The organism is Megalodesulfovibrio gigas DSM 1382 = ATCC 19364, from assembly GCF_000468495.1.
Lineage (GTDB): Bacteria > Desulfobacterota > Desulfovibrionia > Desulfovibrionales > Desulfovibrionaceae > Megalodesulfovibrio > Megalodesulfovibrio gigas.
The window spans coordinates 3,423,531-3,438,382 of the sequence record NC_022444.1 but is presented as its reverse complement, the minus strand read 5'-3'; the positions used below and the strand labels follow the sequence as shown (position 1 = coordinate 3,438,382).

General features: G+C 64.2%; 12 protein-coding genes and 1 tRNA gene. 4 read left to right on the top strand and 9 right to left on the bottom strand.

The window, feature by feature from the left end:
• Positions 1 to 52 precede the first annotated feature (52 nt).
• Positions 53 to 454, bottom strand: coding sequence for a MucR family transcriptional regulator (locus DGI_RS15195; protein ID WP_021762076.1), 402 nt, complete (start codon positions 452 to 454; stop codon positions 53 to 55).
• A gap of 514 nt (positions 455 to 968) precedes the next feature.
• Between DGI_RS15195 and DGI_RS15190 the strand changes: the two genes are divergently transcribed.
• Positions 969 to 1,063: transfer RNA gene (locus DGI_RS15190), tRNA-Ser, on the top strand.
• 118 nt (positions 1,064 to 1,181) lie between these two features.
• On the opposite strand, the gene DGI_RS15185 is transcribed toward DGI_RS15190, so the two are convergent.
• From DGI_RS15185 to DGI_RS15155, 7 genes are all read right to left on the bottom strand, one after another.
• Complete coding sequence (locus tag DGI_RS15185; protein WP_021762075.1) at positions 1,182 to 2,927, bottom strand: ARMT1-like domain-containing protein; 1,746 nt, start codon at positions 2,925 to 2,927, stop codon at positions 1,182 to 1,184.
• Positions 2,920 to 3,900 (bottom strand): NAD(+)/NADH kinase, encoded by a 981-nt coding sequence (locus DGI_RS15180; RefSeq protein WP_051286494.1) that lies wholly within the window; start codon positions 3,898 to 3,900, stop codon positions 2,920 to 2,922. Before DGI_RS15180 ends, DGI_RS15185 begins: the two co-directional genes overlap by 8 nt.
• Positions 3,901 to 3,992: 92 nt before the next feature.
• Entirely contained in the window at positions 3,993 to 5,453 is a 1,461-nt protein-coding gene (locus DGI_RS15175; protein ID WP_193787665.1) for an HD domain-containing phosphohydrolase, read from the bottom strand.
• Positions 5,454 to 5,503: 50 nt separating this feature from the next.
• Positions 5,504 to 6,496, bottom strand: coding sequence for a TIGR01777 family oxidoreductase (locus tag DGI_RS15170; RefSeq protein ID WP_021762072.1), 993 nt, complete (start codon positions 6,494 to 6,496; stop codon positions 5,504 to 5,506).
• A 93-nt stretch (positions 6,497 to 6,589) separates the two neighbouring features.
• Positions 6,590 to 9,094 carry a tetratricopeptide repeat-containing diguanylate cyclase gene (locus tag DGI_RS15165; protein WP_021762071.1) on the bottom strand — a complete coding sequence of 835 codons (2,505 nt, stop codon included), beginning with the start codon at positions 9,092 to 9,094 and terminating at the stop codon, positions 6,590 to 6,592.
• A gap of 155 nt (positions 9,095 to 9,249) precedes the next feature.
• The gene (locus DGI_RS15160) at positions 9,250 to 9,777 is read right to left on the bottom strand and encodes a chemotaxis protein CheD (protein ID WP_021762070.1); all 528 of its coding nucleotides are present in this window, start codon (positions 9,775 to 9,777) and stop codon (positions 9,250 to 9,252) included.
• A gap of 109 nt (positions 9,778 to 9,886) precedes the next feature.
• Entirely contained in the window at positions 9,887 to 10,162 is a 276-nt protein-coding gene (locus tag DGI_RS15155; protein ID WP_021762069.1) for an HU family DNA-binding protein, read from the bottom strand.
• 151 nt (positions 10,163 to 10,313) lie between these two features.
• On the opposite strand from DGI_RS15155, the gene DGI_RS15150 reads away from it, so the two are divergent.
• The 3 genes from DGI_RS15150 (at position 10,314) to DGI_RS15140 (ending at position 12,799) form a co-directional block, all read left to right on the top strand.
• A complete protein-coding gene (locus DGI_RS15150) occupies positions 10,314 to 10,958 on the top strand; it encodes an HAD family hydrolase (protein ID WP_021762068.1) in 645 nt (214 codons plus the stop codon).
• A 69-nt stretch (positions 10,959 to 11,027) separates the two neighbouring features.
• Positions 11,028 to 12,272 (top strand): diguanylate cyclase, encoded by a 1,245-nt coding sequence (locus tag DGI_RS15145; RefSeq protein WP_021762067.1) that lies wholly within the window; start codon positions 11,028 to 11,030, stop codon positions 12,270 to 12,272.
• A 227-nt stretch (positions 12,273 to 12,499) separates the two neighbouring features.
• Positions 12,500 to 12,799, top strand: coding sequence for a hypothetical protein (locus DGI_RS15140; RefSeq protein WP_144284214.1), 300 nt, complete (start codon positions 12,500 to 12,502; stop codon positions 12,797 to 12,799).
• Positions 12,800 to 12,955: 156 nt separating this feature from the next.
• Here DGI_RS15140 and DGI_RS15135 read toward each other — a convergent pair whose 3' ends face one another.
• Positions 12,956 to 14,689: a leucine-rich repeat domain-containing protein gene (locus tag DGI_RS15135; protein WP_051286499.1), complete on the bottom strand. Its 1,734-nt coding sequence runs from the start codon at positions 14,687 to 14,689 to the stop codon at positions 12,956 to 12,958.
• Between the last annotated feature and the right edge of the window lie 163 nt (positions 14,690 to 14,852).

Genomic DNA, 14,852 nt, shown 5'->3' with positions numbered 1-14,852 from the left:
GCACGGCCCGTCTGCAGGGCATGTCTTTTGGGGGATGCAAGTGGAACGGCAGCTATTCGCCGACCTTTTTGCGCTTTTCCCAGAGCTTCATGTCCTTCATCTTCTTGCGGCGCTCACGCTGCAGGCCCTTGGAGACCAGCGGCGCGCCCTTCTTGTAGCCGTACTTTTCGCGGTACGCCTCAGGGGTGAGCCCGTGGGTGCCCAGGTGCTTCTTGGTGAGGATTTTGAAGGTCTTGCCGCACTCAAGGCAGGTGACGGACTTTTCCTTCACGGCCTTTTTGGGGTCCATGGCAGGCCCTTGCGCGCCGTCCTCTTCCACGACCGTATCGCCGCTGATGCCCCGGAAACCTTCCGCAAGCTTCTGCACCATGGAGGTGATTTCCTCTTCGGTCATGGTGCGAACGCTCGCCTGCGCTTTTACAATTTCCAAGGCTTCTTTCAGATAATCATCCATAGGTGGCTCCTCGCGTGAATTGCTGTATGTATGCTCATACAGCACAAGTGCAGCGCTGTAAATACGGGCATGCAATTTTGCCCTGAATTTCACATGCGCAGCGTGCAAGCCATTCATCATGGGCGCAACGCACGCTGCAGCAACGCTATTGCGCACACGGCAGGAGCAGCCCTGCAGAGGCAGTGCATCTGCCGAAGGTGCGGCGAGTTTTTGTTGCACAAAAAAACGCTGCGCAATGGCGCAGCGCAAGGCATCCAAAACGGGAAAGGGGGCTTCGGCCGCACCGCGCCCCATGGTCCTTCATGGTCGAGGCGGCAACTTCGCACGAGGCATGAAGCGCAGTACAGGGGATTGCGGTGCGGGTCAATCCCTGTGTGGCACAGGTGCAGGCTCGCGGAACCATGGCCGGGCCGGCTTCTGGCCCGGATCGGATGTGCTTGACAAATACGGGCCGTGTAGCTAAAAGTACCAATTCGCGCATGCAGCTGTGTCGCAGCGCAGCGTGTCGCATTCTGGAGAGGTGTCCGAGTCGGCCGAAGGAGCTCGCCTGCTAAGCGGGTATCGGGGCTTAAACCCTGATCGAGGGTTCGAATCCCTCCCTCTCCGCCAGCAAATAAAATGAAGGGGTTACGCCTTGCGGTGTGACCCCTTCGTCGTTGTTGCCGGGATTCCATTGCCACCACCATTGAGACCAGCCGTCTGGAAGGCCCCCGGGGGGCCGGTGTTGTTATCGCGCCACGATGCCGGCATCGTGGTACAGACCCACCCCATATTCCTGGCGGCGGAAGAAGTGCTCCGGCGGCGGCCCGAGGATCTGCATTTCCGGGTGCTCGCGCTGCATGTCCAGGGCGATGCGCATCTCCTTGGTGCAGCCGGTGGAGAAGGTGGCGTCCTTGCCGATCCATGCCGCGGGCATGGGCTCGTCCAGCAGCTCGAAGCTTTTCTCCACGTCCGCCACGGTCTGGAATCGCCACACCTCCAGCAGGCCGGAGCGCTGCACCTGTTCCCACATGAACATCAGGTCGTCGCCGTCCAGGCCGGGCTCGAAGTGCTCGGCAGGGTTGATGATGAACGCCCCGCGCAGGTTGGCCCGCAAATGCGTCACAAAGGCCGTCACCACCCGGATGGCGGTTTTGGTCTGTCCGGGGATGGAGCCGATGATGGCGGAATAGAACATGGGCCGTCGGCCCTGGACCTTGGCCTCGCGCATGCTTTGGATGATCTGCCCGGCCTTGGCCCGCAGGCCGGCCTCGGTGTGCTTGTGCACGTGGGCCGGCTTTTCCTTGACGTGCAGGTGGAAGCCGCGCTCGTCGCGGTGGAAGCAGCAGATGGTGCGCGTGAACTGGTGGCCCGTCTGGATGAGCCGGCGCACATGGGGTTCGCCCTTGGCGATGATCACATCCGCTTCCTTCCAGGCCCGGGCAAAGGTGACGGAGGAGCGGTACAGGTTGCAGCGCTCCTGGGAGCCGTCCCCGATGATGACGAACTGATGTTCGCGCAGGGTCTTGAGCAGGGCGTTCTTGCCCAGGCTGCTGTCTGCAATGCAGTGCGCCCCGGCCAGGGCCTTGGCCAGCACGGGATCGCGGTCCACGTCCCAGATGGTGGGCGTCTGGAAGTAGAAGCCGCTTTTCAGGGCCAGGATCACCTTGTGCCCCATGCGCAGCAGGCAGCGGATGATGCGGATATCGAACAGGATCCCGCCCGAGGCGTTGGGCAGGTAGAGGATCTTGAGGGGCTCGGGGTGGTCGGGGCCGAAGATGTCCGTCAGGCGGTCGAATTCGGTGCAGGGCTGGGCCAGAATCTCGCGGGCCTGCAGGATGTTGGGCGTGTCCTCGTGCCAGAGATCCACCCAGGACGAGAGCATGAACAGCCGCTGCAGTTCCAGCAGATCCAGTTCCCAGCGCAGATCCTTGATGCGCGCGCAGGAAAGCGAGCTGGCCGGGCAGGCGTACAGCAGGGACTCCAGCACTGGGCTGTCCAGAAAGGCTTGGGCGCGCTGGTTATACTGCTGCTTGCGCTCAAGGTAGGGATCGTCGATGCCGGTGAGGCTGGAAAAGATGTTCTGCAACCGCTTCATCAGCCGCGAGGGGATGAGGATGTGATGATGCAGCGTGCCCTGGAACTGCCGGCGGGCGAACTGGAAGATGGTGCGGCGGATGTACGGATCCTTGATATGCTGATGCGCCAGACGCACCAAGACCTTCCAACAGACAAGATAGCCGCGCAGCAGCCCCTGGGTGAGCTCCGGCGCCATCAGATCCTGGAACAGCACATCGGAGCAGGGGATGTACACCTGATCCTCATCCAGGCAGACCATGAACCGCAACTGCTCCGGGGAGGCGTTGGAGTGCGGATTGATGAGATATTCAAGGTTGTTCTGGGTGATGCAATGCAGCAGCCAGGCGTCGAGATCGGCATCGACTCCCTTGCGCAGCTCCACCATGTTCTGGATGGGCGGCAGTCTGTCACTCATGCGGGTCCTGTGGGGGTTCGGCGGTCGGAGGGATGGGCGCGGCGGCTTCGCAGCCGTACTCCTGCCAGCTAAGGCCAGGATCGGCATTGCGGTGGAGGAAGCCTTTCACCTTGAGCCGTTGCAGGTAGTTGGACCCCTGCAGGGTGGCAAAACGCAGAGCCCTGGGCAGGCCTTCGATCTGCACCGTGTCCCCCGTCTGCAGGGGCCAGCCCTCCTGGCCATCAATGGTCAGCCAGACTTCAGAGCGGCAGGGCAGCAGCGTCACTTCCGTGCGCCGGGTGCAGGGCAGCACCAGCGGGTAGAAGGTGTCCAGAAACGGGCAGATCGGGGTGAGGCAATAGGCATCCACATCGGGATGGATGAGCGGGCCGCCGGCGGAAACGGCATAGCCCGTGGAGCCCGAGGGCGTGGAGGCCATGAGCCCGTCGCAGCGCAGGGCGCCCAGCCGCTCGTCCTGGACGGCGATGTCCAGCACGGCCAGCTTGGCCACGTTGCCCCGGCTGATGACCAGCTCGTTCACCGCCTTGCCGGCAGCCACGGGCGAGCCGCCGCGGCGGATCATCCAGCCCAGGGCCATGCGCTGGTGCACGGCCACGCCCACTTCCAGCACCTGGGCCAGGGCCTCCCGCCAGGCGCCGGGGCACAGCTCCGTCAAAAAGCCCACCTTGCCCAGATTGAAGCCCAGGATGGCCGGCGATGGCTGCGGCAGTTGCCGGGCCACGCTCAGGAAGGTGCCGTCCCCGCCAATGACGATGACCAGATCGCTCTTGAACTGCGGCTCCACGCTGCGGGCGCGGGAGTTCGAGCCGAGCTGGTTGGTCCAGCAACGCACGGCCACCCCCCGGGACTTGAGCCAGTCCCGCATGGTGTGGGCCAGATCCCTGGCGTCTTCGTCTCCGGGCTTGTCCACCACCTCCACGGCGCGGATGGTGTCCAGCACCTGGCAGACGGCATCGTGAGAATCGGTTGGCATGCAGCGCATCCATGCAGGCCGGGATGCGGCCGCAGAGTTGAGATTCGGCAGAAGGGGCAGCTCCGGTGCCGCAGGTCCGTCGCGCGAGGCGATCAGGTGATGGCGAAGCCGCGTTCCCGGAACAGCCGCAGGCAGTGCCGCACGGCCAGGGGATCGTAGCGTGTTCCGGCATGCATTTCAATCTCTTCCAGGGCCAGGTCCAGGCCCAGGGCGGCGCGGTAGGGGCGGTGGGAGCTCATGGCTTCCACCACGTCGGCCACCATGATGATGCGGGACTCCATAAGGATGGTATCGGCGCGCATGCCGCGGGGGTAGCCGGTGCCGTCCAGCCGTTCGTGGTGCTGCAGCACCATTTCGGCCACCGGCCAGGGGAAGGAGATGCCTTTGAGGATGTCGTATCCCACCTCGGGGTGGGTCTTCATCAGATTCATTTCATGGATGGTGAGCATGGCCGGCTTGGAGAGGATTTCTGCCGGGATGTAGATTTTGCCGATGTCGTGCAGCAGGCTGGCCACGCGGATGCCCTGGATCTGGTCCTCGGTCAGGCGCATGTCCCGGGCGATGGCCTCGGCGATGGTGCCCACCCGCAACTGGTGGCCGGCGGTGTAGGGGTCGCGTTTTTCGGTGGTGGTGGCCAGGGCGGCGACAATCTCTTCCAGGGTGCGGCCCAGGGTGCGCACGCTATCCTTGAGGGCGGCCTCGGTGCGGCGGGCATCGGTCATGTCCCGAAACACGAGGACCACGCCGTGGATGTCGCCCTCCTGTTCCGCAAAGGGCGATTCGCCCACGATGGCCGAGGCGGAAAGGTCGATGGGCCGCTCTTCCCCCTTGCGGGAGACGAGGATGGCGGATTCCTTGAGGCAGAAGCTGCGCCGCTGCCGGAGGGCGTTATCCACCAGAATGCCCAGGTCCTCGCCCGTGTTTTCATCCAGGATGCGCAGGGCGGTCTGCAGGGGCTGGCCCAGGGCATGGCCCTTGGGCATGGCGCACAAATGCTCGGCCACGGGGTTCATGAACCGGATGCGGCCCTCGCGGTCTGTGGAGATCACGGCATCGCCGATGGAGCGCAGGGTGGTGGAGAGCCAGCGTTCGCTGCGTTGCAGCCGGGCATCCATCTTATGCTTGAACAGGGCCATCTGGATGCAGGTTTCCAGCTCCCGATCCTCGAAGGGCTTGATGATGTAGCCGAAGGGCTCGGTGATCTTGGCGCGGTGCAGGGTCTCCTCATCGGCAAAGGCGGTGAGGTAGATGACGGGGATGTTGGCCCGCTTGCGGATGACGGCGGCGGCGTCGATGCCGTCCATGTCGCCTTCCAGCATGATGTCCATGAGCACCAGATCAGGGTGCTGGGTCTCGGCGGCCCGGGCTGCGGCCTCGCCCGAGGAGACGCAGTCCACCACCGCATAGCCCAGGTGGCCCAGACGGCGGCGGATGTCCAGGGCCACGATGGGCTCGTCCTCCACCACCAGAATGCGGGGCTGGGCCTCGGGAGTCCCGGCCGCGCGGTCCTCGATGGACGGGATGGTCGAGTCGCCGAACAGATTGGGCAGCATGCGTCATCACCTTTCGCAGGGGCATGTGGGTGCGTGCCGGCGGGAGGACGTCATGCAGCGAGGCCTCCTTGCCGGCGGTGGGTGGAATTGCCCAGGATGGCTTGCAGCGCCAGGGCCAGGGTCGGGTAGGTGAAGACAAACCCAGCGGCGTGCAGTCGGGTCGGCGTCACGCGTTGGCTGGCGAGCAGCAGTTCCCTGGCCATTTGCCCCAGGGCCAGCTTGAGGATGGCCGCCGGCATGGGCAGGGCGCAGGTTCGATGCAGGGCGCGGGCCAGGGTCTGGCAGAATTCCCGGTTGGTGACCGGGGTGGGAGCCACAAAGTTCACCGGGCCGGAAATATCCGGCGTGTCCAGGCAGAACAGCATGGCCCGGACCTCATCCTCGCGATGAATCCAGGGGAACCACTGCTTGCCGTTGCCCAACGGACCGCCCAGAAAGTATTTGAAGGCCGGAAGCATGCGATCCAGCACGCCGCCGCCGGCATCCAGCACCACCCCGGTGCGCACCAGCACACGGCGAGTGCCCAGGGTCGGCACGTCCCGGGATTCATCTTCCCAGGCCTTGGCCGTCTCGGCCAGGAACCCTTTGCCGGGGGGGGCGGTTTCGTCCAGCAGGGCATCCCCGGCATCGCCGTAGTAGCCCACGGCCGAGCCCTGGAGGAGCACTGCCGGGGGCGACTGCGTGGCGCGCAGGGCGGTAGTCATGGTTCGGACGCTGTAGACGCGGCTGTCGCGGATGCGCTGCTTCTGGGCGGCGGTCCAGGGACGGGCGGCAATGTCCTCGCCGGCCAGATTGACCACGGCGGCCGAGCCGTCCAGGGCGGTGGTCAGGTCGTCATAGGAGCACAGGGCCAGATGGTTGGAGGCCATGGCGGCAGCGGCCCAAGGCAGGGACCGCAAGCCCCGGGAGGCCCCGCCCGGCCCGTCCGGATGGCGTGAGACGATGCGCACCGTCTCGCCGCGCTCCAGGAGCCGCTGCACAAGCAGCCGGCCGATGAATCCCGTCCCTCCAATGACAACAATCGCGCGCGTGCCCGCGTCCATAGGTGTCCCCCCTTGGCGTGTGGTGGAACTGTAATGAACGCATGGTACACCTTCAGTTAAAAAGCGCAAGCGCAGAGCCGGGAACGGGCGCGGCTACATGCCCTGCGCCTTGGCCAGGCAATCCCTGGCATCCTGGGGCCGGCCCAGGGCGTCCAGGGCGCGGGCCAGCTCCTTGATGAAGGGCGCATGTCCGGGCATGAGGGCCACGCTCTGCGAGGCCAGCACCTTGGCCAGCTCGGGATCCTCGCCGGCGTCCAGGTACATGCGGGCCAGCAGATGGAGGGAATGGGCGTCCTTGGGATCGTAGGACAAGGCCTGGTGCAGGCATTCGCGGGCTTCTTCCAGGCGGCCCATGGTGTGATACAGGCGGGCCAGAGGGCGACGGGTGAGGGCATACCCGCCGTGCAGGGCCGCGGCCTTGTTGAACCAGCTCAGGGCCTGAGGCAGGGCGCCGTCGGCTTCGGACAGTTGGCCAAGGCGGATATAGGCATACAGGTGGCCGGGGTCCAGGGCGATGCAGCGACGGAAGGCCTTGCGGGCGGCGGCGGCCTCTCCCTGGCGTTGGCAGACGCAGCCGAGATTGTACAGGGCCTTGGGATCGCTGGGATCCCGGGTCACGGCTTCCTCGAAGTGTTCCCTGGCCTGGGGCAGCCGGGCCAGCCGGGCCTCGCACACGCCCAGGGAGACGCGGGCCAGATTGTTGTTTTCGTCTGCCAGCAGGGCCAGTTTGTATTCTTCCAGGGCGTTGAAGAGGTCGTTCTGGCTGAACAGCTTGTCGCCATGGATGGTCAGGGCCAGGGAATCGCACAGGCCCAGGTGGGGAGCTGGCAGCAGCAGGGCATACTCCAGGGCCTTGCGGCAATTGTCCAGCATGTCCGCCTTTCTGTAATGCAGGAACGGGTAGCCGGCCACGCCCACGGCGGCCTCCACGCCCCGGCGGTCCAGGCGTTCGGCCAGGGCCTTGTGTGCGGCGAGGACGGCTTCTGCAGACTGGCCGGGATGGAAAAAGATGCAGCTGTTGAGGCTGAAGCGGCCGCCCACCGCCTCCGGCCCCAGCAGTTCGCGCGCCAGACTGGCGGCTTCGGCCACCAGCCGTTCCGCGTGCTCGTGGAATCGTTCCCCAGCCTCGTCGCCGTCGGAGGCTTTCGGCCGCACGCGCACCAACGCCAGGGAGAAGACATCCTGAGCCTCGCGGGCATTGCGCAGGTGCTCCAGAAAATCGCGATACAGCAGCAGGCCGGTGAGCAGATCCCGCGCCGGGCCGCCAGGGGTGGCGGCGCCGGGAACGGTCTCGTTGCGCGCATCCCTGACCAGGGTGAGCCGGTCGCCCACCTCCACGGTCCAGGAAGGATCGGAAAGATGCATGACCTCGGCCTGGCTCTGCTCGCGGGAGGTCTCCATGATCAGCAGCTCGCCCTTGAACAGCGGGGAGAGCCCGTTGCCGCCGGCGGCGGTGCGGGGCTTGTCCTTGCCCCAGACCAGGAACCGCTGCCCCTCCTGCGCCCCCAGGGAGGCCCCCAGGGTGATGATGCAGCGATGCATGGGCAGCAGGCGGGAGACGCGGCCGCCTTCCTCCAGGACCTGCCGGAAGGCGAATACCCGTTCCGGCGAGGCGTCCCGGGCGGCAGCGGCGGCCTTGCGGGCGCGGTCCAGGAGCACGCGGGCCAGCTCCGCGGGATTGCGCTCGGCCTGACTGCCGTCGATGTCCTGCGGAAAACAGGCATGTCCGCAACTGGCGGCCACGCGGAAATTGCAGCCCGTCACCTCGTGGGTCAGCACCAGATCGTCCAGGGCCTGCCGCACGGCCAGGGCGGTTTCCCGGCACAGGCGGGGGGTGGCTTCCCGCACGAACACGGCAAAGAGCGCATCGCCAACCCGGGCGGGCAGGGCGGTTTCTGGCAGGGCCTGGGCCAGAGCCCGGGCCGCCTTGCGCAGGGCGTCCTCGGCAAAACAGTGGCCGGCGCGCTGGACAATGTGCTCCAGACCGCCAAGCTGCACGGCCACCAGCCCCATGGCGGCCCGCCAGGGAATGCCCGCGGGCATGGGGTCTATTTCGCTGCAGGCCGGCAGGGCTGCGGGATCGGCGCCATCCTCGACGACGGCGGCGTCCGGGGGTAGTTGCAGGCCGCCTGCTGCGGCGCTGTGGGTGTAATGCGGACGTGAGGCCAGCCGCACGGCGTCGATTTCCCGGGCCACCTCGGCCAGAAAGGCCTGGCGGTGGGGCAGGCCGGTCAGGGGATCGCTGGTGGCCAGTTTGTGCAGAAACAATTGCTCCAGACAGGACGTCGCCAGCTGTGGCAGGCTGGCCAGGGTGGTCTTGGGAGCCTTGAGGCTCACCCCCTTGAGCACCATCATCCCCAGCAATTTCCCCTCAAACAGCAGCGGCACCAGCACCTTGCGTTCCCGCGCAAGATGCGCGGCGCGGTAGGCGCCATCCTCGCCGCGCGTTTCCGCAGGCAGGCTTTGCGGGAAAAAAAGATGGCCGGCCTTGAAGGCGATGAACCGCCCCAGGGATTCCTTGAGCAGCGGCTCATAGGCCACCAGATCCTGACGCAACAAGGTGACGGTGCTGGCCGTGGGGATTGTTCTGGAGTGCATGCCCCCAACATGCCTTATTCTAGAGTTTATCTCAAGAAATTTTAATGTGCCTGCCGGATATCCCCCCTGGAGACGGCGGATGCGCTCGGGGCATTTGGCGGTAAAGAGCGCGCAACTGACGAGCAGCAGGGGGGATGCATCGTGTTCTGAATCGATCACCGCAGGGATTTTAGCCACACGTCGCCCGTGGCAGTGTGGAAGAAGAGTTTGCGGCCGTGCTCTCCGCCCACATGCTCGCTGCTGAGCCGCACGCCCTCGCGTTTGAGCATGGCGCGGGCCACCTCCACATTGCGTGCGCCGACGTTCAGATTCCAGTACGCCTCGGATTTAATTTGCTCCGGCCGCAGGCGCTGGGATGCGAGCAGGCTGCAGGCCCCACCGAAGAGCTTGGCTTCCAGCGCATCTGGTTTGATGTCGCAGCGGCGGAACCGGTTCAGGATGGTGGAAACAGCCACATCGACAAACCGGCAGGCGGCCATGCCGCCCTTGGCGCCGGTATCGGCCTCGGGGAGCATGGCATGGCAGATGCCCGCCATGCCCGAGGGGGCATGGAACAGGGTGACTGAAATACAGGAGCCCAGCACTGTGGTCACCATGCAGGGCTTGCGGGTGACGATGCATTCGCTGATGCGCAAATGCAGCACCGGCAAGGAGGAGTCCAGGAGGCTATTCAATGTCGGCACGGAATGCTCCGGGACCAGAGGGGCAGGAGATGGTGGACAAGGCGCAACACGCCGGCAACGGCGTGTATTCACCGCTGCCGGCGCAATTGAGGCGCATGGATGGTGCAGCTCAGACGTTCAGTACGTCCTTGAGTTCCTTGCCGGCGCGGAACGCAGGCAGTTTCTTGGGCGGCACGGCCACGTTGGAGCCTGTCTTGGGATTGCGGCCGAGGTAGCTTTTGTATTCCTTGACCTTGAAGGAACCAAATCCACGGATTTCCACCCGTTCCCCCCGAACCATGGCATCGCGAAGGCAGTCGAAGAAGGTATCCACCATCATGGCTGCTTCATCGATGGGCAGCATGTGTTCTTCTGCCAACGCCTTGACGAGTTCGCTTTTGTTCATGTCGAGTTGCCCCCGGTTTGTCCATATTACCACAGTCTACATAAATACTCCGCTTCTGGAAGACTGGCAAGAGGGGGGAGAATCCCGGGACGGTTCGTTTCCGGTGCAGCGGCAGCTTGTGCTAAGGCAAACATCGACGTACAAGCGGGGCATGAATATCTCACGACCACGTGCCGTGTTGTTCGATTTTGGCGGCGTCATTGCCCGGGAAGGGTTTCTGGACGCCTTGACCTGTCAGGCGCTGGCCCGGAGCCTGGAGCCGTCTGCCGTCATCGCGGCGGCGGTTGAGGCCATGTACGGCAGCGGCTACCTGACCAACACTGCCGGGGAGGACGTTTTCTGGGACATGTTCGAGGCCCGCAGCGGCCTTCGGGGCGAGCGGCTCGCCATGCGTCAGGCCATTCTCGATGGCTGCATCCCCCGGCAGGAAATGCTGGCCCTGGCTTCGGCCCTGGCTGTCCAGGGCGTGGTGCCGGCCATCCTGTCCGACCATACCGATTGGCTGGACGAACTGGAGCGCCGTCACGGGTTCTTCATGCACTTTGAGTATGTCTTCAATTCATACCACACGGGCAGCACCAAGCGCCAGACGGAAAGCTTCCGGCATGCGCTGGGCGTTCTGGACATGCCTGCGTCGGACGTGTTGTTCATCGACGACGCCCGGCGCAATGTGGCCCTGGCCAGGGAACTGGGCATTCGGTCGATATTGTTTGAAGAACCGGCAGTCTTTGCCCGGGAGTTTCTGGAGCTGTTCCCGGACATGGCGCAAGTGCTGGAGCCGTTTGGCGGCGGATAGATTCATCAACATGGAACACGCAGTCGGTTTTCAGGCTGGCACCCGAGGGGCGCCGGCAGTGGAGCGTTAATGCAACCTGTGCTCATTGTTGAGGATTCAAATCTTTTCGCCTCGTTGCTGGCGCAGCGGGTCCAGGCCCGTCTGGGGTTGGAAACGGAACGCGCCAGCGATTTGCACGAGACAAAATCCCGACTGGAAAGCCGGCCCGGCGGCTATTTTGCCGCCCTGCTGGACCTGAACCTGCCGGACGCCCCCAACGGCGAGGTGGTGGATCTGGTGACCCGGCACGGCGTGCCGAGCATCATTTTCACCGGTTCCTTCAACGACGAAATCCGCGACATTATCTGGTCCAAGCAGATCGTGGATTACGTGGTGAAGGAAAGTCCACAAACAATAGAATATATTGTTGATTTGTTGGAACGGCTGCGGCGCAACCAGAGCATCAAGGCCCTGGTGGTGGACGACTCGCGCACTGCCCGGCAACTCATCGGCAGCCTGTTGCGGGTGCATCAGTTTCAGGTGGTGGAGGCCCCCTCGGCCCAGGCCGGTCTGGCCATGCTGGAGGAGCACCCGGACGTCAAACTGCTCATCACCGACTACAACATGCCCGGCATGGACGGCTTTGAGTTCACCAAGGCCGTGCGGATGAAGGTGCCGAAAAATCGTCTGGCCATCATCGGCGTTTCCGCCCATGGCGGCAACGTGCTGTCGGCCCGGTTCCTCAAGAGCGGCGCCAACGACTACCTGACCAAGCCCTTCACCAGCGAGGAGCTGTACTGCCGCGTGACCCACAACGTGGAGTTGCTGGAGCACATGGAAACCATCCAGCGGCTTTCGGACACCGACCCTCTGACCGGCCTGTTCAATCGCCGCTATTTTTTTGAGACCTCGGCCAAGCTCCTGGCCCAGGCCCGGCGCGAGAACCTGCACTGTTGCGTGGCCATGCTGGACGTGGACCACTTCAAGAAGATCAACGACACCTTCGGCCATGACGGCGGCGATGCTGTGCTCAAGCACCTGGGCAACATGCTGCTGCGGCGGTTCCGGCAGTCGGATGTGGTGGCCCGCATGGGCGGAGAGGAGTTCTGCGTCTTTGCCGCCTCCATGGAGCCGGACTATGCCGTGGAAATCTTCGAGCAGGTGCGCAAGACCGTGGAAACCACCCCCATTCTGGTGGGCAAGCGCATGATCAACTGCACCCTGAGCATCGGCTTGTGCCGCGAACGCCTGGACAGCGTGGACGCCATGATCAAGGCCGCCGACGAAAAGCTGTATGCGGCCAAGGCTGGCGGCCGTAACACGGTGCTGGGGTAGGGCAGATCCGCTTTGGAACAAGGGTGTTGCGAGAGGAGAGAACCCTCAAGAAGAGGGGGCTACTCCGGGCTTTGCTCCTTTTGGTCGTCGGGTGTGCAGGGCTGCGGGGCACGCTGGAAGAGGCGGAAGGCCGCGCCGCGGCTCTGGCCTTTCGCGTGCTCCCCTTGCCAGATGCCCGTCCTTGGGGCATGCTTTGCCCCATGTTAACCTACGAGCAGACAAAGGCCATGGAGGCCGCCCTTGGGCCGGAGAAGGCCGCGCCGTTTATTGAAGCATTTCATGCCTCGGATGCTCGCGTCATGACTGCGCTCTTGGCCGAGGTGTCCACCAAGAAAGACATTGCGGACTTGCGCGCCGAGTTGCGCGGGGAGATGGCCGCTCAGGAACTGCGCCTTACGGAGCGTCTGACCAAGCTGGAAGGCCGCTTCGATCGCATGGACGTGTTGCTCAAGGTGCTCATCGGCTTGGCCGCCATGGCCGTGGCCTTTTTCTCTCCGGTCGCCGAAAAGCTCCTTGGTTTGCTGTAGACGTCACAACCTGGGCGTGTATTGCATTTCCCCCCCCCCCCGCTTCTCCATTCCAAAGATTGGTGTTGTAATCGTGATATATTATTAAGTTTTTTGAAGGGGAGGGCGCGAGAGGGAGAACCTTTTGCCAAAATGTTTCCCCTCTCGCACAGACCGTTACTCGGAAAGCGTCCAGCCCCGGGCCTGCAGGGTGGCGCGGTTTGCCGCGCTGGCTGCCGTGCCGCTGTTGCTGCTCCAGATGGAGCCGTTCCAGATATTGGTAGCCACGGCATCCGCATAGACCTGATCGATGGATGCGGCTGAAAGCGCCGTATCCATCAGGTGATATTCGCTGACCACGGTGGTGTTGGTCCGGCCCAGGCTGTTCAGGGCTGTTTCCATGTACGCATAGAGGATCTTCAGGGACGGGGTGTTTGCAAACCCGGTCATGGACACCAGATGTCCTTCGCCACCGCTGGCTGCTCCGAAGCGTCGCAGGGCTGCGCCGTTGGAGATGCGCAGGACGTGGGTGTGGGCCCCCGCGCCCAGGCCGGTCTTTTGTGTCGCGGCCCCGGAAGTGGCCGGGGTGGTGGTTCCGTCGGACCACCGCCACGTGGCTGTGGTGGTGTCGTCGCGGAAATCGCAGCGCATGTTTGTGGTGTCCCCGGTGGTGGTGAACGTAATGTCCTGCTGGCCGTTGTTGGGCGGCTGGGGTTCCACGCTCCAGCTGTTGGCATGGATGGTCCAGCCCTTGGTGCCCAGGACCTGGGCGCTGGCATAGCCGGCTGCGCCAGGATTGGCGGCGCCGCGGATGTCTGCAAACAGTTCGCCGTTGCTGTTGAGATCGCTTCTGCCGAGGCTGTCCAGGGTGGCCAGCAGGGTATCCAGGCTGGCGGAACTCAGCTGATTGCCGTTCAGGCGCAGGTCGGTAATCTGCTGACAGCCGGTGATGTTCACGGCGGTGAGGGGATTGTTGTTCAGGCTCACCCATGCCTGGAACACGCCATGCTGCAGCGCGCCGGAAAGGTCCAGGCTGGTGTACTGGTTGTCATCGGCAATGATGGACACCGAGCTGCCCGGGGCCGAGGCCGGGACGCGCAGGGTGCCGGACTGGTTGGTGTTCCAGATGAACAATTCACTGATGACGGGGAACTGGGCCATGTTGGCGAACAGGTTGCGCACGGTCATCTGCGGGTTGTCCCGGATGCAGATGTGCCATGTGTTCGCGCCGACGCTGCCAAAGGTGACGGTCGGGTAGTTGTTCAACGCCCCGCGCAGATCCTCCAGCAGCGGGCTGCCGGAGAGGTCCAGGGCCTGGAGGCTGCAATCCTCGAAGCAGGCCCGTTGCAGGTTGGGCGTGTTGCGCAGGTTCACCTGCTGGAGGGAGGTGGACAGATAGCACTCGATGGTATCCAGCTGCTCAAAATTGCTGAAGTCAAGGCTGGGGATCTGGTTGTAGGAGGAGCACCATTGCCGGAGCCAGGGCCGCACGTGGTGCAGGCCCTCGACCTTGGAGACCTGTTGATCCGGCACGAATTCGATGTCGTATGTGCCGCCGTCGCCGGCATCGTAGCCGATGTTGATACGCTGCACGGCGCTCCAGGGGGTCACCATCAGGGTCTGCCGACGTTTCCCGGCGCTGCCGAAATTTTTGGTGGGTGTGGCGCTGGTGCTGGTGGTGCCGTCGGACCAGATCCACCGGATGGTCGGCGTACCGGTGACGACCAGCACTGGCGAGAAGGAGGCGCCCTCCGTGGTGAAGACGATACCCCGTGCTGCGGGCGGGGCTGTACTGGGCACTGTCAGCAGCATGTCGTCCCCGCTGGCGGCGTGGCCGAAACTGGCGGTGGCATGGATGGCCAGCGCCAAGCCGCAACACAATGCGAGCAGATGCAGGATGTTGTAACGCATGGTTTGGCCCCCCCGGGAAGTTGCGTGGCTGCATGGAAAAGATGCGACAAGGTACCACATGTGCGTTGCGCGGACAATCATTGTGTGGGAGAAAACAGCAGGCCTCGTCCGCCTTGTGCCCGTGCTCATCTTCCTGTGTATCATGCAGCGGAGGGTTGCAGTC

Coding starts and splice junctions, on each gene's coding strand:
- DGI_RS15195 (WP_021762076.1), bottom strand. CDS start 454: ATGGATGATTATCTGAAAGAAGCCTTGGAAATTGTAAAAGCGCAGGCG.
- DGI_RS15185 (WP_021762075.1), bottom strand. CDS start 2,927: ATGAGTGACAGACTGCCGCCCATCCAGAACATGGTGGAGCTGCGCAAG.
- DGI_RS15180 (WP_051286494.1), bottom strand. CDS start 3,900: ATGCCAACCGATTCTCACGATGCCGTCTGCCAGGTGCTGGACACCATC.
- DGI_RS15175 (WP_193787665.1), bottom strand. CDS start 5,453: ATGCTGCCCAATCTGTTCGGCGACTCGACCATCCCGTCCATCGAGGAC.
- DGI_RS15170 (WP_021762072.1), bottom strand. CDS start 6,496: ATGGACGCGGGCACGCGCGCGATTGTTGTCATTGGAGGGACGGGATTC.
- DGI_RS15165 (WP_021762071.1), bottom strand. CDS start 9,094: ATGCACTCCAGAACAATCCCCACGGCCAGCACCGTCACCTTGTTGCGT.
- DGI_RS15155 (WP_021762069.1), bottom strand. CDS start 10,162: ATGAACAAAAGCGAACTCGTCAAGGCGTTGGCAGAAGAACACATGCTG.
- DGI_RS15150 (WP_021762068.1), top strand. CDS start 10,314: ATGAATATCTCACGACCACGTGCCGTGTTGTTCGATTTTGGCGGCGTC.
- DGI_RS15145 (WP_021762067.1), top strand. CDS start 11,028: ATGCAACCTGTGCTCATTGTTGAGGATTCAAATCTTTTCGCCTCGTTG.
- DGI_RS15140 (WP_144284214.1), top strand. CDS start 12,500: ATGGAGGCCGCCCTTGGGCCGGAGAAGGCCGCGCCGTTTATTGAAGCA.
- DGI_RS15135 (WP_051286499.1), bottom strand. CDS start 14,689: ATGCGTTACAACATCCTGCATCTGCTCGCATTGTGTTGCGGCTTGGCG.